The following is a 16677-nucleotide window of genomic DNA, read 5'->3' as shown; positions in this document are numbered from 1 at the left end:
TGTTTATGGCATGAATCATAAATAAAACATTTTTAAAGAGATACCTTTGGGTAGATGAGGTCCCAAGAGATAGGTAATAAGACTATTTTTATTGTATAACTTTAATTTTTTTGTTATGAGAAGTTTATTATGGTTAGTAGCAGTTATTTGTATCGTGGTATGGCTTTTAGGAATTTTAGGAATCATACCAGGGATTAGTACAGGATATTTAGTACATGTTCTATTGGTAATCGCATTTATTGTGGTTCTTTATAATATTATTACCGGAAAAAAGCCACTTGATTAGATTAACAAGGATTCAAAAATCACTTAAAATGTAATTATATGAAAAATTTAATATTAACACTTTTGTCAGTCTTTGCTGTCATGGCCTGCACAAAAAAGGAAAAAATAATTGAGCGCCAATCTACGGACACTACGGTCGTAGCAGTACCTACAGACTCTGTGATGACAGTTACTGATTCTATCACGATGTCCAATACAAAAGATGTCCAAAAATTAGTCAGTGATCAAGATCGGAAATTTGCAGAAAATGCAGCGAGAGGTGGTACTATGGAAGTGATGATGGGTAAACTTGCCATTGATAACGGAGGAAATGCCGTTGTAAAAGAATTAGGAACAATGATGGTTACTGATCATACCAATGCTAATAAAGAACTTATAAAATGGGCTTCAGAAGCAGCATTTACACTGCCAACAGATTTAGATGCTGAAAAGCAAAAAAAATATGATGAGCTGAAGTTAAAAAAAGGGGCCGAGTTTGATAAGATGTACACAGATTTTATGGTGAGTGATCATAAGGAAGATATAAAAGAATTTAAAAAAGAAGTTTCAGATGGGGCTAACTCTGCACTAAAGTCATTTGCTGAGAAGACAATTCCTACCTTAGAGCATCATTTGAAGGAATCTGAAAAAACAAAAGATATAGTTAAATAATATTCTATAAACTATTATCATTCTAAGTTGTATTCGGGAAATGAGATATTTTAAAAAGTGTCTTTTCTCTGAATTATTTTCACTAAAGCATTAATTAATAATGTTTTGTAAATAAATAGAATAAATATTAGAAAATGAAAAAGTGAGAAATGTCAAAACATTTGAGTTTAGAAAATATTTCAGAATTATCAGGAATATTTAGTAATCAATTAATTTTCACAAGGGTTAATTTGCTGTATTTGCACATAAATATGTCTTAAGGTATAACTGAGATTATTTGCTCTATCTGAAAAATTTATGTTGTGAATCTTAAATTTAAATCACACATTTTTATAAAGATTATCAAAAAATTGTATATTTGCCCATCAAAAAAAGAAAATGATATTATCTAACTTAAAAAAAGGAAAGAAACAGTACTTACGCCCAGGGCCGTGAGTCATTTTCCTATTGGTTAGAAATTAAATAAACAGGGAGCTTGTCATCACGACAGGCTCTTTTTTTTGATAATAATTTAACAGTTTAATATAGTATGAAAGTATTGAAATTTGGGGGGACTTCAGTAGGAAGTCCGGAGCGCATCGAACAATTATTACCAATCATCAGATCTCAGGAATCAGATAAGCATCTGGTGGTTTTATCAGCTGTTTCAGGTACCACAAATGATTTGGTGAAATTATCAGAGTTTTATGAAAGTAAGGATATTGAATCAGCCTATAAGCATATTGACGGACTATATCAGAAATATATAAAATTTGTAAATGAATTGTTTAAAACAGAAAGCGGAATCTTAGAAGCTTCAACATTTATTGACAAAATTTTTGATCTCTTTTATCAGTTTAAACATAAAAATTTTACCTCCAGTGCAGAACGTATTATTCTTGCTCAGGGAGAGATTATTTCAACAACCCTGTTTCATTTATATTTAAAGGAAAAAGAAGTTTTTTCCGTATTATTATCAGCATTAGATTTCATGGTAATTGATGAAGATAAGGAACCCAATATGAATGAGATTAGGAAGCAGGCAAATATTGAAATTGCAAAATATCCGGAAGATACTTTATTTATTACTCAAGGGTATATATGTAGAAATGCTAAGGGGGAAATTGATAATCTGCAAAGGGGAGGGTCTGATTATACCGCTTCTTTACTGGGAGCAGCATTGCAGGTAGAAGAAATCCAGATATGGACAGATATCGATGGATTTCACAATAATGATCCGAGATATGTCCAAAATACGAAGTCTATAGCCAGAATGAGTTTTGACGAAGCAGCAGAGCTGTCGTATTTTGGAGCTAAAATCCTTCATCCTCAAAGTGTTTTTCCCGCCAGAAAATATAATGTTCCTGTGAGGTTACTAGATACTCTGAATCCTTCTGCTATAGGAACATTGATTTCGGGAAAAATAACCAATCAGAATCAAATTGTGGCAATAGCTGCTAAAGACGGAATTACAGCAATCCGGATTCAATCCTCTCGCATGCTGATGGCCTATGGTTTTCTGAGAAAGGTTTTTGAAGTTTTTGAACGGTATAAAACTCCCATAGATATGATTACTACTTCAGAAGTAGCAGTTTCCCTTACCATTGATCAAACGGATAATCTTTCTGAAATTGTAAAAGAACTGAGTGTATTCTCAGCAGTTGAAATTGATAGCGAACAGTCTATTGTATGCATTGTCGGAGATTTCAGGAAAAATAATAACGGATATGCAACCATTGTATCTGAAGCTGTAAAGCATATTCCAATCAGAATGATCTCCTATGGAGGAAGTGAAAATAATATCTCATTATTAGTTCCCTCTGTTTTTAAGATAGAAGCTTTGAGGTCACTGCATAACAGATTTTTTTAGAAAATCTATAGGTAATTAAGAATGTAAATGATAGTTATAGAGAACCCGCTTTAAAAGCGGGTTTTAAATGATTATTATTCATTGTAGATTATCTAATTTATTACCATAACTAATGAGAGTTTATAGGGTTAAATTCAATTTCAATTTAAATATAACAACATAAAACCTTTTCAAGGTTTTTAAGCTTGGTGTTGACATATTATTAAAATTTTGTTTTGAAATATATAATAATAGCCTAGTTTTTTCTCTGAATAATTTGGAAAAAGCTGTCTTCAAAGGACAGCCTTTTTGATAACTCAGAGAATTAACATCCTTATTAAATTTATAATAAGGGAAGAAATCAATAAAAAAAATAATTCTTTTGTAAAATTGTTTTTTTTCTTATAAACATAGTCTAACCCAAAAGATATTCCTAAAAACAATAACCCAATAACTACTAATACAATTTTTCTTGTAATAAGGGCAGGGATAAATTCATCTTTAACAATTTGATCCCAGTTTTCTTCTGTTCCAATCCAGAGATTTGACAGGAATATCAAACTCAGAAATCCAATTGAGTATATTATAATTTTTAAAAAGATATATTTCTTATTTTTATTTATGTGTTCCATCTTGGTTATATATTATATCATCATCAATTCTCATAAAACTAGTCTTATTTGGCGTTGATGCACTATCTTGTGAAGTCCAACTTTTAGTCTTTCCATTTACAGTTCCTATATTTTTTACCGTTTTTACTGTTTTAAATCCTGAACCTGTTTAAAAACTCCTTTTGTTCTTGTACTTCCGTGAATATATATTGCTCCAAGCCCAGAATCAACTACTCCAAATTTATCTACACCCTTAATTTTTTTATTTCCTGTTAATACATCACCATCGTAAACGAGTTGATATGTTTCAGGTTCTTTTGGCGTGGTAAACTCATCTCCTTCATCTGAAGAAAGATGAACTATACTGCTTACTTTATAATCTTTATCCAAAAGATACCTTGCCACTCCAGCTCCATAAGCAGATCCTTCGCTATGTGTTACTATTTTAAATGTTTCTCCTTTTGCCATATTGGAGGTAAGCTCATCAATATGATCCTTAGCATATTTATACCCGGCATCATATCGGTCTTGCCCACTCATATCTCCTCCTATGAATGAGGATCCATTAATAAAGTTTGAAGCTTTTATCTCTGCAAAATCATCAAAGAAAACCTTAGCTTGGAAAGGAAATCCATTACCCCAATAATCTTCTCCTGGTTTATCTGATCCTAAAATGTATCTTCCCAAGTAGGTGCGTTGATAATGACCATTAACAAATAATATTTTCTTTCCATCTGGATCAATAGCATTTACAGGGTTATTTGCTACATAAGAATAAGGTGAAATTGTCTCATATTTATTCATTAAAGGGTCAAGCACTCCCCATCTTCCTAAGTCAGGCATATACATTCTCGCATCATAATCATACATTCCTGTTTCCTGAAGTTCTTTTCCGTTATATTTACTATTATAAGGTATATCGAAATCTTTAAGATTATCAAAATCATTATATCCCTGATGTAATAATCCGAAAGGATAATAATTATTTTCTTTTAAATAAAACCATCCTCCACCATCAGCAGCACCAAATGTAAGCCTAATATTTCCTAAATGATCTTTATGGTCATATAAATAATGTTCTCTCTCTGTGCATATACCTATCATAGGCGTTACAGCTAGAAATGTGCTGGGTGAAAAAGAAAAGTGTATTGAAGCCGGAATGAATGACTTCCTTCCCCAACCTATAAAATAGGCCGACCTTCTTGAAGTACTCAAAAAATATATTAGTGTTTAGGTCTTATTAAAAAATGAGGCTCGTTTTTCTGTTAATTTACCTAAAAAGCTATTTATTATCAGACTTGATTGTATTGTAGAGAAAAAAATTATCAGTAATTTGAATACTGTTAATCCTTATTAAACAATCAGTCAGAAAAAGCGTAAGATATTCCGCTTTTTTACCACAATGAGATTTTTCGGAAACAACGATGAATAATTAAAAACATAGGTTTTCAATCATTACGGATAACCACATTTTATCGATGATTGAGATATAATGATAAAAGTAAATGTAAAGGCTGCTATTTGATTTTTTAAACAGTGGGCTTTTAAATCTTAATGGAGGGCTAAGAATTTATTATGCTTATCACAGGCCTCACGGCTGTACGTATCCACCTTTTGATCCTCTGCATTATTATTCGTTTAACGGAAGTCTCAATGATATAGTAAACGGACATGGGATGACGAGTACTCTTCCTCCTGTTTACCAAAATAATATGCGCTGTGGGCAAGGGTTGGGAACAACGGATGATCAATCCAAATATAGTCTTACAGGTGAAATCAAAAAAATAAATGGAAAGACACCCGCACCATTACCCTTAATCATAGTATTTCATTTTGGGCTGGGGGATAATACAGAGTTTGACTGGGCTCCTAATACATCGTCTTTATTTGAACACTATCTCATTAGGAATAAGGATGGATTAATGGAAGTATTTAAAAATGGTCAACTAATGGTCAATGGAGGAGCTAATTTTTATTTTGACCTGAATTCTTTTGAGGCTATTATCAATCTGGTGGGGAATAACATCTCCAATATTGTTACCTTGGATCGGGCACAGATTGATGAATTGATTGTATATGATAAAGCCTTGACATGGGAAGAAATAAAAATCTTATATGATTCTTATAACTGGAACGTCAGTGGTCCATCATCTGTCCCGGGTGCAATGTCCCAAACTGATTTAAAAGAGGATATAATAGTAAAAGTTTCTCCTAATCCTACCACAGGTACTGTCAGTTTAGAGGGGAATGTGGATTTGGAGAAGTAAGAAGCTTTCATCAGTAATCTCTCCGGCAAAGAAGTATACCGTACTAAACTGATTTCAAAGTCTTTTAATATTCCTTCTTATCTGCCTGTAGGGATGTATTTTATTCTTATTAAAACCAGAAGTGAAAAAGTATATAATCGTAAAATTATTCTCAACAGATAATCTTTTTTATAAGTTATTAAAAAGAAGCCTATGGAGGGAAAGATAATGGCGATTAGGCTACTATAATGCAACAATCCTATCTAATGGTTCATCGAGGTCTGTGGCTTATAGTGAAATTTTAATGGGTTGCGAGACAGAGGTTATTGCTTTTTAGGTGATAAATAATGATTTTATTTCAGGGGTTTCTTGAAAATATTTTTTTAGTAAGGTTAGAAGGGAATTATCAAAATTCATCTGAATATAATTAAAATAGCAATACCTTTGGAATCATTTAATTTTGAGCCAGAAAACATGCAGGGAAATGAGACTTCGTATCAGATATATTCTCCAGGGTCAGTACTGGGACTGTTTAGTAATGCATTGAAGATTAATGCAACGGTTAATCTTATTTACTTAAAAGGTAGATATGCTTATGGGGATGGTAAGGCGTATGGTAGCTACTATTACGACAATTTGTTTTCAGAATCGGGTAATATTTCAATTGGTGTTAGAATTTCGGCATTGCTGAGAACGAGAATTGTCAATAATGAGGTGTATACCTTAAAGGGATATATTGAAAAAAGCATCAAAAACTCTTCTGTGGAGTTAAGGTTTGTTGTTGATGAAATTATACAGCAGGAGGAGAAGATGATCTCAGAAGAGGAATTATAACGGTATGAACTTATACAGAACAAACTGGAAAAAGGATCAACGGATCTGGAAATGGTCATCAGAAATAAAATTCTAAAAGAAGAGCCCATCAGAATGGCCAATATTTATGGTAATAATGCAATTGTTCAAAGAGACTTTGCTGAAGGACTGGATGTATCACAGAAATATTTTGAGATTTCAGACTATACCTGTAATATAACTTCATCCACTTCTATCATTTCTAAAATTGAAGAGGTAGCAGAATCAGATTATGATATTATTGCACTTGTAAGAGGTGGAGGAGATCGTCAGAGTATGGAAGCATTTAATGATATCGCACTATCAAAACTCTTTATTAGTTTACCAGCCGTAACGGTAACAGCTATTGGACATACAGTAGATGAAACTTTACTGGATAAGCTGGCAGATAAACGTTTTTATTTGCCTCATAAATATGGGGCAGGACTGCATACTATTGTTGAAAAGCTTTCACATGAAAAATCAAATTCACGGGCATTACTGATTGATGAGGTTAAAAAAGATGTAGGTAAGCAGTTTGCAGAACAAGTATTAACACTTGAAAAGCAGCTTAAAAAGAAAGATGATGAATTTACCGAAGCTCAGAAGATCTTTAAGGAGCAGTCAGAAAATCAGGTAAAGACTTTTACTGAACAGCTTAAAGTTTGTAATGAAGAGGTAGAGAAGCTAAAGAAAGATCTCTCGGAGAAACATGGAGAACAGATCAAGACTTTGACAGAACAGCTTTCAAAAAGAACGGAGGAATTTCAGAAGTTTCAGGAATCATCATCTAAACAGCTTCAGGAAATGCAAAAGAACTTTTCTGAACAACAAAAGTTGAGAGAGCAGGAAATGGATAGTTACAAAAAGGAGCTTGCTGTTTTATATGAAAAAAATATACAATCAGCTATTAATGAGAAGACTGCTTCTCTAAAGGCTGGAATGGAATCTTTACAGCAGGAAAATCTTAGATTGAATGTTGAGGTGAATAATACTAAAACAGATTATATGAAGATTGTTATTGCTGGTATTATTGCGTTAGTGCTAGGTTTTGTGATAGCGAAAGTTGTATAACATATAAAGTTGTAAAACATATGATGTATATTTTTTCTATATACAGGTTGCTGTCATTATGTTTTACGCTAATTTAAAAGTTTTATTTTTTGATATTTGTTTTGTTACTAGCCATGTGGTAGTACCCGCAGATTAGATACCACATCTGCGTCAATACTGAGCTGATGGTCTAAATTTTGTACTCAAAAATCATTAATTTTTACTAAGAATTTTCATTGTACAACCATATCAAAAAATAAAAGTATGATCATCGATGAGAATCTTTTGCTCGAAAATGGAGCTGTTTATGGAGATTATCCCGCAAAGGAAATGATCTTTCAAATGGGCGATATACCACATTTTTATTTCCAGATTGTAAGGGGGACAGTTGAATTGAACAATTACCATGAGGATGGAAAGGAATTTACCTTAAATATTCTCAGGGAAGGACAAAGTATTGGAGAATCACTGCTATTCAGTGAAAAGAACTATCCGATGAATGCAATAGCTAAAACTGATTGTACGCTATTGAAACTCTCAAAATCTAATTTTTTTAAACTGGTATCTGAAAATCGTGATTTTATGTTTCAGATTTTTAGAAATCTTTCTGATCGATTATTTTATAAGTATGTAATGCTTTTTGGTAATTCAGCATCAGAACCAAGCGCTAAAATTATGTCTTTAATGGATTACTTTAAAGAATGTGCACATCAACAGGAGCGGTACAGTTATGAAGTCCCTTTAACAAGGCAGCAGATTGCTAATTTGACAGGTTTGTGTGTCGAAACCGTTATTCGAACTGTCAAAAAAATGGAGCAGGAAGAACTTGTTAAAATTAATGGCCGTCATATCATGTATTAAATTCCCAGATGTGCCCTAAATAAAACAATAAGCCTTCTATAGATAGAAGGCTTATTGTTTGACCCTATTATTCATTTGAATCATTCTGAATTTGTTAATTTTCAACGTCATGTAGTAGTTAACCTTTAGTGTTGTGATGTATAGAGCTCTTGGTGGTGGCAGGTATAAATATCTATCTACTTATTCAGAAGTTATTTTTAATTAATATTTTACTGTAAATAACAGTGATTATAATTAATTACAACTAAGAAAAAACTTTCATAAATCCTTTTTTTTATCAACTCCTATAAAATTTAACAATTATTTAATTCTCATATAAGTGACCAGATAAGTCTGTATTTTTTTTATTTATCTTTGCAAAAAACTTAACCAAGTGAATCTTCCACGAGAAAGAATTAAAAAAAGATTGTTTCTTATTCAATCACCAAGGCTTTAATAATCCTCTAATTATAAAGTCCAATGTTTCCAAACCTACTTTTTATATCCATTTTAAATTAAAAGATGATCTCTGCATCAAATATTTATATAAAGGATCTGACTGTTGAGTATTGGAGCTTGAAAATTTTACTCAAGTATCCTTACAATAAATGAAAAAAGCCTTTAATGTTTTGACTTTCTAATGCTTATCTTAATCCACTTTCGTATGCTTCTGAAGAAAAACAGATATCATTAAAACGATTCGTGCCTATTTTGCTTATGAGTGCTTATGAGCAGGATAAGAGAATCAAAGAATTACAAAAAGAAATACAGAAACTGAAAAAGTAATCTGTATTCACATTACTTCTAGGCTAATTTCAAACAATCATTTCTTTAAAACTAAAGTATTTAAACATTTAATTATGCAAAAAAATATTACAATTTTATCTGCTCTTTTATTATCGGTGGCGGCATTAGGTCAGATCGGGGTTAATACACCGGATCCCAAGGCAACGCTTGATATTGCAGCATCACCGTCAGATCTTACTAAAGTAGATGGGGTATTAGCACCAAGATTAACAGGTAACGAGTTGAAGGCCAAAGATGGATTATATCTTGCTGCACAAACAGGTTCTATAGTATATGTAACAGCCGCAGCAGTACCTACAACCACTAAAACTGTAAATATAACCACAGGGGGGTACTATTATTTTGATGGAGCAGTTTGGCAGAAATTAGCGAATGGGGTAGCAGCAGAGCCCTGGAACGTAGAAGGTACTACAAATCCGGCAACAGCAAATTCAGAAAATATATACCAGACCGGTAATGTAGCTATAGGTACCCCATACCCCACTACAGGGGTTAGCCTGGATGTAAGAGGAGCCGTTCATTTGGGATCCGGCCATTCTGCAAGTGCCACAATAGGTTTACATTCTCTAGTATCAGGATCGAATAATATTGCTGAGACGGAGTTTTCTGCAATTTTAGGAGGAAGCGGTAATAAGACCATTAAAAATCCTAATAGTTCAAATGCTGTGAGGTCTAATTTTATTATAGGTGGAACTTCTAATGAATCACAAGCACAAGGAGCGGGTGTTATAGGTGGTATTTATAATAAAGCAATTGGCGCACATTCTATTGTTCTGGGAGGAAGCTTTAACGAAACTCTAAATGCTCATTCGGTTGCTGCAGGTACTTCAAATACAGCAAATGGATATAGTGAATTTGTAGCCGGTATGTTTTCTACTAATTATACATACACAAGTTTGGTTGGAGATGAAGGAAAAAACCGTCTTTTTAATATAGGTAAAGGTAATAGCGTATCAAGGGCAGATGCTTTTACTGTTCTGGGGCATGGTAAAGTAGGTATCGGTTTTAATAATTTTGAGACCCGCTACACAGGCGAGCTGCTACAAGTTAATGGTAATGCGCAATTGGTTGGTTTACCAACCCAGGGAGCTAACATAGCTACAGATAAAGTGGTAATGGTAGATAATACAGGGGTATTAAAAAGTGTTGAAACAACAAGCCTCATACCATCTAACCCAAATGCATGGTTATATACAGGTAATACAGCAACTGCAACATATTTTATAGGAACACTGAATGACGTACCCCTTACTTTAAAAATAAACAATCAACATGCCGGACAAATATCCAATGAAAATGCTTCATACGGACACACAGCATTACAAAATAATACAACGGGAGTTTATAATAACGCTTTTGGTAAATCAGCTTTGTCAGCAAATACAACAGGATTTGGAAACCATGCTTTTGGTCGAGACGCTTTAACCACAAATACTACAGGGGAATTTAACAATGCCTTTGGATATAAAGCTTTATCATCTAACACCACAGCACATTATAATAATGCTTTTGGGAATAATACCCTGGCTGTTAATACCACAGGATGGAGAAACAGTGCTTTCGGACAATATACTTTAGCTTCTAATACGGTAGGAAATAGCAATAGTGGGTTTGGAGATGGTGCTTTGTCCTATAATACCACAGGATCTTATAATACAGCTATGGGAGGAGGTAGCTTAGCTTATTCCACAGGTAATAATAATACAGCTATAGGATATGACTCCGGCCCTGTTGGAAGTCAAGTTAATTTGTCAACGATTAGCAACAGTACAGCCATAGGTTATCGTGCAAAAGTACAAACCAGTAACAGTATGGTATTAGGAGCTTCTAACAGTCCAGATGAAATTAATGTAGGTATCAACACTACTGCACCACAAGCTAAACTGCATATTATTAAAAATGCAAGTCAGTTAACACCTGCTATTATAGAAGGCTGTAACGTATACGCAGATAATGCAGCTGCAATAGCAGCAGGCTTACCTGTCGGAGCTTTATACAGAACAGCTATAGGGGTACTAATGGTAAGGTACTGATACTTGTCTTTGATTTACTTCTTTGATAAAGTTTACAAAGAAGTTGTTAAAAAAACACGCAACAAAATTAAACCAACAATTATGAAACTAAAACAATATTTATTTCCTTAATTGTTGGTTTAGTATTGGCTAATCTTTTTAAATAATTTTTTCTTTAGTGAGGAGAACTGCTAATTGAAATAATGTTTTTGCCTGATATTGTTTAGAGATTGTATTTAATCGTTTTTCAATTAAACTTTTACTGATGGTGATAGAGTGATAAGTAATGAGTTGTTCCCTGATTTCTGTTATCTTATAACCTTCTGACAAGTATTTTATAATGAGTAGATCTCTCTTTTCCATGGTTTAAAGATAATGATTTTCAATTTGGATGTTGGAATCAATTGATGTATGGGAACTGAAATAAGATGTATATAGGGATGGCTGATTAATTATTGTTCAGACCAGAATTATTTAACGGTCATAATAGGAGGATGCTTTGTTGTTTTCTGATGAGCTGCTTTAATCAGCTTAACGGAATCTTCTATATAAAACGTTTTTAGATTTTTGTTATTTGAAATATCCAGTTCCTTTATGGATGTTTCCAGCAGATACAATTGTACGAGTTCTTTATTTTTTTTATAAATTTAGATTGACAAGTGATTTACATCCGTCAAGATTAAGGGTGTGAAGTGCTGGAAATTTACTGGTCTCAAAGTTGGTAAATAAGTTATCCTGTAAATGGATATACATTATATGTTGTGAGTTTAAATGTATTTTGGTTAATCCTAATCTGAAAGCGTAAATATCTTTCAAATTAACCAAATCGCTTAAATCCAGAGTTCCAATTTTATTGTTGTCGCCAATATAAAGAGTTTCGAGCTTTGTAAGGTTGTTGATCAGGGTGAAATCTGAAATATTATTCTTGTGCAGATTAAGTTCTGTCACATTCTGAAAGTACTCAATACCGCTTAGATCGGAAATATTCTTTTCGTCCAGTTTCAGATTGGTTACAGTGTTAATTTCTGAAAGCTCCAGTTTTCCGTTATGGTTTTGATCGAATTGCTGTAATAAAGCCGTTTTGAGATTATGGTCTTTTATGGATATTTCTTGCGCAGCGATGCCTATGGATAGTATAACTGCAAGGGTGGATATAATTTTAGTCATTTAGTTGCTGACAGTCTTTTTTAGACCAGTAAAATTAATGCATTCTAACGGCTTAACAAATTTTAGATCTAAATATCTCATTTATTGCACTAATCTATCTATTATCTTCTCTATAACGTTTTTTTGTTGATCTTTTGTTTTCAAAGTAAAGCTTTTAAAATGCGAAGATTGCTCCCTGCTATTTGCAAGGAAAAGGTAAACTGGCTAGCTTTTTTATAGAGAATCTATTTACAAATCTTTTATAGATAGAATATAAATCTGATTGTAAGAGTAGACTGGTTAAAATGTACCACAAAAGTGCAGTTTTCCATAAACAGTGATGTATATGGCATGGGCATTGTAACTGTTTAAAAAGGTTTTTAAAAGAAAACTTGTTTAACACCACATCACTTTACTTATAATTCATTTTGAACTTTTGCCTTCCTATTGACACGGGAGGCTTTTTTATAACAATTTCATTGAGTATTTAAACACGCTAAGTACTCCCTGAATTTAAGAGATATTACGGATAACCGTATTATATTGATGACTAGGGCATATATTTTTGCAATAAATAATATATCGTACAATGAAAAAAATAATTCTATTATTAGCTTTTGCTATTATATCAGTGTCTTGTGATGGCAATTCAGGATGTTCTTATAATGGTCATACTTTACATGTGGGTGATAAAGGAGGTTGTTATTATACCAATTCATCCGGTAATAAAGTATATGTTGATAAAAGCAAATGTAAAGGCTGCTATTAGATTTAACCTGTTAGAGATCCTGGGATTTTTTGTATTTGTATACTTGAATTATTCAAGTTTCTACTGATTTTATGAAGGACCTCCTTTGGGAGGCTCTTTTTATATACTAAGGATACTAAGGCTATTCAAAGCCAATTACAGCCTTTTAGCTCCTGTTGCTATAAGAGAGTTGTCCGGTATTGTAATTTGAAATCTGCATAATTGAGAACGTTATGGATACAGAGACAAATGAAGAGCCGGATATCATTAAAAAGAAAGCAGAAACTTTACTGGTGTTACATCTTAAAACAGGTACTGTGGGGATTGTTCAGGGGTTGGGTGAGGATGGTGAATTGCATAGCGTACATCCCAGGGAACTGAACAATGCAGAAATAGTAAGTATTGATTCTAATGAGAATTGTTTTGCGGAGTTTTATGCTGGATTTTATCATCAGCTTAAAGAGCCTGGGGAGTTTTCATTTTTTAAGGTAACGGAATATGAAGCCGGGCAGACAGCTTTACAGTTACAGAATTATATTGATGACAGTTCTGATGAAGGAAGAAGGGAATTAAAAAACTATGAAATTTCTATTGAGAGTGTCGAGGCTTATAGAAGGGCTGGAGGAGAAATGAAAGGTAAATTAGAGGACGCTTCTAATAATTACTTATATAAGCCTGAGCAGGTGAACTGAAAGATGATAGAGACGCTGGGGCTGAATAAAGAGATATTGCAGGAGCTTGGAGTTTTGGAATCTATGCTGAAAGGCTATAAAACGGATAAGTTAGTTCCGGTTCATATTGATGTGGGAACAGTAGCGGCTACCATTGAAGCAAGGCTTTCTTTAAAGGCTAATGATTTTGTTGAAGTGGAACTTATGTTTCATCCTGTAAGAACGATGCCTGATTTTTCTATACCTTTCTTTGGACATACATTTTCAGATGAAGATAAAAGAAATCTTATGATTAATGGGAATATGGGAAGGGTGGTAGACTTGGTCCATAGGATTACAGGAGAGAAAGTGCCTTCACTTATTAGCAGGGACAGACTGACTAATGAGTTGATTCAGGTCAGGGCTGAGTGTATCAGGATTCCACTGGTGATTAAAGGAGTGACGTTGGATGAACAGCAGAGAAAAATACTAAGGGAAGGAAAACCTCTGTATCTTGAAAATATGCTTTCTGCCAGAGGAACATTGTTTAATGCTGCGGTTCAGTATAATGCGGATAAAAGGTATGTGGAGTTTTTGCTGGACAAAAATGTAAGGAGATTGGGAGTGGAAGATTTTAGACCGGTTCCGGAGGTGTTCAGAGGGAAGAAACTAAGGAAGTGGCAGATGGAGAAACTTAAGGTGGGGGAAGTGGCGTATGTGGATGGGCTGGTGGATAAGAATGGGAAAAGGTATCAGGGATATTTGAGGTTTGATAAGAGGATGGGGAAGTTTGAGTTTTCTTTTAAGAATGTGTGGAAGGGGGAGCAGAAACAGGAGCAAGGGAAGAATAGGAAGAGAGGGAGGGGGATCTAAAGGAAGATTATAGATACAATATTAGAAATGTGGTGTTTTTTGCTGGATTTATGGGAGGTTAGAATATACCTATCTGTGTGAGAATTGAGGATACCCGTAAAATCTCATGTCGTTTTTTTCCTATATTTGCCCAAACTTTAATCATGAAAAAACTATGGAAAAAGAAAATTTATTTGAACTTATCAGAAGAGAGGAAGTGATAATTTGGGCAGGTGCGGGAATGTCTCTTAATTCAGGATATCCTTCAGGAAGAGAACTTTGTAATTTATTATATGAAAACTTAACAGTTTCAGAAAAAAAATTGTTTGAAAATAATTATAATCTATTAGATATTTCAGAGCAAATATTTAGAGTAAGAGGGCACAATAAAAACTATATCATTAAAACATTAAAAGATGTATTTGATAAAGAGCCGGAAAATATCAAAACTCACAAAATAATTTCGGAAATACCTCATTTTAAAACTATTATAACAACCAATTATGATAGACTATTTGAAATTGCTTATAAATCCACAGCGGATCTTATATTATCAAGTTCTAATTTGGGATACATTAGCAAAAATAAAACTCAAATATTCAAAATCCACGGTGATTTGAACGATCCTGACAGTATAATTATTACACAGTCTGATTATAATAACTTTTTTAAATCAAATAGTGAATATAGTACATATTGGTCTGTTTTAAAAGAACGACTTTCAACAAATTCAGTTCTCTTTTTAGGGTATAACTTAGAAGATCCAAATGTGTCAGTTATATTTGAAAGAATAACAGATAATTTGAAATCTAATCGAAAAGAATGCTTTTTAGTGGCTCCTAATTTACCTATTCATAAAATAAATGATCTCACACTAAAAGGCATTAAATACATTGATTCTACCGCAGAAAAATTACTAGAAGAATTAGTTAAAGTTTTAAAAGATAATATAGTAAAGGATTTAGAAAATAATAAAGTTTCTGCAAATTCATTTAAGCAATTTGTACAAAATTTTAATATTCTCCCAAAGTTAGATTCTTCAAAAGATAATTTCAAAGTGGAAGGTTTCAAAAGTCTAAATGGAACGCCTGCAGAAGGTATGTTAAGTTTAACATTATCAAATGAGAATGATTTTTTGATTGAGTTTAGAGATTTTATACAAGGAAAAAGTTTTGGCGAATTTGAAATTTCTGAAAATATTATAAAAAATGCTGAAATATCATTCGAAGGTATTAAGTTATCTAATTATACGGAGGGAGTGAAATTTAATTTTAAATCTCATGCCATATATGATGATACTGTAAATATTCGATTTGCGAATGGAGAAGAATTTTTTGAATTTCCAGTAAAACTTTACGGAAACGAATCTTTGATAGAGGTACATTCTAAGTTGAAATCATGTAAAATGATTTTTAAAATTAATTTTAAAAATTTTCCTAGTTGTGACTTTAATTTTAAATATACTCGAGAAGAAATCTGTTTAAATACTCGTAATGCACTTGAAATGTATAATTTTTTGAGAAATTTCGCAGAGGGTTATGAATTCACTATATTTTTGAAAAGCGGACAAAAAATTTCAAAATCTTTACAAAAGTTCCCAGAGCTTATAGATCACTCTTTATTTTATATTCAGTATTTTCAAAAATTACAGATAATTGAGAAGAAGTATAACGTTCAATTTTCAAATTTTAGTTTTAGCCAAATTAATCAAGATTCTCTTAAACTTGTTGATGAGTTAATTGATCTTATTCAAAATGGATTCATACTTTATGATTACAATGATGGATTACAGATGGAACTAATACCTAATTGTTCTCAAGAAACAATTGAAGCGTTAAAAGAAATTGGAGGAGAAGGCTCTCCAATTGTTGGTGCTGAAAATAATTTTTCCACTGAAATTTTACATGGACAAAAAATTAATTTAGGATATAAAAAAGTTGAGATTTTAGATCCAATAATCATAAATATTAATGATATCATCAATAGGACTACAAATATTGCATTAGCTGAAAGTAAATCTAAAACTATGCGTATGACATATGAAGACTCCCCCTTTACAAGCGAATTGTAAAAACCTTTTAGTTGTATTACTAACATCAGAAAACGATTAAAAAAAA

General features: G+C 32.7%; 16 protein-coding genes. 12 read left to right on the top strand and 4 right to left on the bottom strand.

Annotated elements, in window-relative coordinates; all coding sequences use genetic code 11:
- Nucleotides 1–115 precede the first annotated feature (115 nt).
- The 3 genes from AC106K_RS07660 to AC106K_RS07650 all read left to right on the top strand — a co-directional run bounded on the left by AC106K_RS07660 (nt 116) and on the right by AC106K_RS07650 (nt 2785).
- Entirely contained in the window at nt 116–286 is a 171-nt protein-coding gene (locus tag AC106K_RS07660) for a lmo0937 family membrane protein (protein ID WP_482444220.1), read from the top strand.
- A gap of 38 nt (nt 287–324) precedes the next feature.
- Nucleotides 325–936: a DUF4142 domain-containing protein gene (locus AC106K_RS07655; protein WP_482444219.1), complete on the top strand. Its 612-nt coding sequence runs from the start codon at nt 325–327 to the stop codon at nt 934–936.
- A 529-nt stretch (nt 937–1465) separates the two neighbouring features.
- Nucleotides 1466–2785 (top strand): aspartate kinase, encoded by a 1320-nt coding sequence (locus AC106K_RS07650; protein WP_482444218.1) that lies wholly within the window; start codon nt 1466–1468, stop codon nt 2783–2785.
- Nucleotides 2786–3081: 296 nt separating this feature from the next.
- Here the strand turns inward: AC106K_RS07650 and AC106K_RS07645 are convergent, their stop codons facing one another.
- Together AC106K_RS07645 and AC106K_RS07640 are read right to left on the bottom strand one after the other, a co-directional pair.
- Complete coding sequence (locus AC106K_RS07645; RefSeq protein WP_482444216.1) at nt 3082–3396, bottom strand: hypothetical protein; 315 nt, start codon at nt 3394–3396, stop codon at nt 3082–3084.
- Nucleotides 3397–3519: 123 nt separating this feature from the next.
- Nucleotides 3520–4590: an RHS repeat domain-containing protein gene (locus AC106K_RS07640; RefSeq protein ID WP_482444214.1), complete on the bottom strand. Its 1071-nt coding sequence runs from the start codon at nt 4588–4590 to the stop codon at nt 3520–3522.
- A 461-nt stretch (nt 4591–5051) separates the two neighbouring features.
- Here AC106K_RS07640 and AC106K_RS07635 point away from each other — a divergent pair, with 461 nt between their 5' ends.
- The 6 genes from AC106K_RS07635 (at nt 5052) to AC106K_RS07610 (ending at nt 11185) form a co-directional block, all read left to right on the top strand.
- Nucleotides 5052–5642: a hypothetical protein gene (locus AC106K_RS07635; protein WP_482444212.1), complete on the top strand. Its 591-nt coding sequence runs from the start codon at nt 5052–5054 to the stop codon at nt 5640–5642.
- Between the two features lie 9 nt (nt 5643–5651).
- The gene (locus AC106K_RS07630; RefSeq protein WP_482444753.1) at nt 5652–5804 is read left to right on the top strand and encodes a T9SS type A sorting domain-containing protein; all 153 of its coding nucleotides are present in this window, start codon (nt 5652–5654) and stop codon (nt 5802–5804) included.
- Nucleotides 5805–6065: 261 nt separating this feature from the next.
- Entirely contained in the window at nt 6066–6455 is a 390-nt protein-coding gene (locus AC106K_RS07625) for a hypothetical protein (RefSeq protein WP_482444210.1), read from the top strand.
- Between the two features lie 51 nt (nt 6456–6506).
- On the top strand, nt 6507–7526 hold the full coding sequence (locus AC106K_RS07620; protein WP_482444208.1) for an exodeoxyribonuclease VII large subunit: 1020 nt from the start codon (nt 6507–6509) through the stop codon (nt 7524–7526).
- Nucleotides 7527–7769: 243 nt separating this feature from the next.
- Complete coding sequence (locus AC106K_RS07615; RefSeq protein WP_482444207.1) at nt 7770–8366, top strand: Crp/Fnr family transcriptional regulator; 597 nt, start codon at nt 7770–7772, stop codon at nt 8364–8366.
- An 881-nt stretch (nt 8367–9247) separates the two neighbouring features.
- The gene (locus tag AC106K_RS07610; protein WP_482444205.1) at nt 9248–11185 is read left to right on the top strand and encodes a hypothetical protein; all 1938 of its coding nucleotides are present in this window, start codon (nt 9248–9250) and stop codon (nt 11183–11185) included.
- Nucleotides 11186–11323: 138 nt separating this feature from the next.
- On the opposite strand, the gene AC106K_RS07605 is transcribed toward AC106K_RS07610, so the two are convergent.
- The gene (locus AC106K_RS07605) at nt 11324–11527 is read right to left on the bottom strand and encodes a hypothetical protein (protein ID WP_076550517.1); all 204 of its coding nucleotides are present in this window, start codon (nt 11525–11527) and stop codon (nt 11324–11326) included.
- A 276-nt stretch (nt 11528–11803) separates the two neighbouring features.
- A complete protein-coding gene (locus tag AC106K_RS07600) occupies nt 11804–12331 on the bottom strand; it encodes a leucine-rich repeat domain-containing protein (RefSeq protein ID WP_482444203.1) in 528 nt (175 codons plus the stop codon).
- Nucleotides 12332–13291: 960 nt separating this feature from the next.
- Here AC106K_RS07600 and AC106K_RS07595 point away from each other — a divergent pair.
- The 3 genes from AC106K_RS07595 (at nt 13292) to AC106K_RS07585 (ending at nt 16631) form a co-directional block, all read left to right on the top strand.
- Nucleotides 13292–13750 (top strand): hypothetical protein, encoded by a 459-nt coding sequence (locus AC106K_RS07595; RefSeq protein WP_482444202.1) that lies wholly within the window; start codon nt 13292–13294, stop codon nt 13748–13750.
- A gap of 3 nt (nt 13751–13753) precedes the next feature.
- A complete protein-coding gene (locus AC106K_RS07590; RefSeq protein WP_482444200.1) occupies nt 13754–14581 on the top strand; it encodes a DUF3945 domain-containing protein in 828 nt (275 codons plus the stop codon).
- 154 nt (nt 14582–14735) lie between these two features.
- Nucleotides 14736–16631, top strand: a complete 1896-nt coding sequence (locus AC106K_RS07585) for an SIR2 family protein (protein WP_482444198.1) — start codon at nt 14736–14738, stop codon at nt 16629–16631.
- Nucleotides 16632–16677 lie beyond the last annotated feature (46 nt).

Source organism: Chryseobacterium sp. FR048, assembly GCF_056844665.1.
Note: the sequence above shows the minus strand (reverse complement) of the source record. Positions and strands in the feature narration are given on the sequence as shown.

Bases quoted from the DNA above. Each gene is read 5' to 3' on its own strand.
- AC106K_RS07590 (WP_482444200.1), top strand. From the start codon at position 13,754: ATGATAGAGACGCTGGGGCTGAATAAAGAGATATTGCAGGAGCTTGGA.
- AC106K_RS07605 (WP_076550517.1), bottom strand. From the start codon at position 11,527: ATGGAAAAGAGAGATCTACTCATTATAAAATACTTGTCAGAAGGTTAT.
- AC106K_RS07585 (WP_482444198.1), top strand. From the start codon at position 14,736: ATGGAAAAAGAAAATTTATTTGAACTTATCAGAAGAGAGGAAGTGATA.
- AC106K_RS07650 (WP_482444218.1), top strand. From the start codon at position 1,466: ATGAAAGTATTGAAATTTGGGGGGACTTCAGTAGGAAGTCCGGAGCGC.
- AC106K_RS07645 (WP_482444216.1), bottom strand. From the start codon at position 3,396: ATGGAACACATAAATAAAAATAAGAAATATATCTTTTTAAAAATTATA.
- AC106K_RS07620 (WP_482444208.1), top strand. From the start codon at position 6,507: ATGGTCATCAGAAATAAAATTCTAAAAGAAGAGCCCATCAGAATGGCC.
- AC106K_RS07615 (WP_482444207.1), top strand. From the start codon at position 7,770: ATGATCATCGATGAGAATCTTTTGCTCGAAAATGGAGCTGTTTATGGA.
- AC106K_RS07595 (WP_482444202.1), top strand. From the start codon at position 13,292: ATGGATACAGAGACAAATGAAGAGCCGGATATCATTAAAAAGAAAGCA.
- AC106K_RS07635 (WP_482444212.1), top strand. From the start codon at position 5,052: ATGACGAGTACTCTTCCTCCTGTTTACCAAAATAATATGCGCTGTGGG.
- AC106K_RS07655 (WP_482444219.1), top strand. From the start codon at position 325: ATGAAAAATTTAATATTAACACTTTTGTCAGTCTTTGCTGTCATGGCC.
- AC106K_RS07660 (WP_482444220.1), top strand. From the start codon at position 116: ATGAGAAGTTTATTATGGTTAGTAGCAGTTATTTGTATCGTGGTATGG.
- AC106K_RS07600 (WP_482444203.1), bottom strand. From the start codon at position 12,331: ATGACTAAAATTATATCCACCCTTGCAGTTATACTATCCATAGGCATC.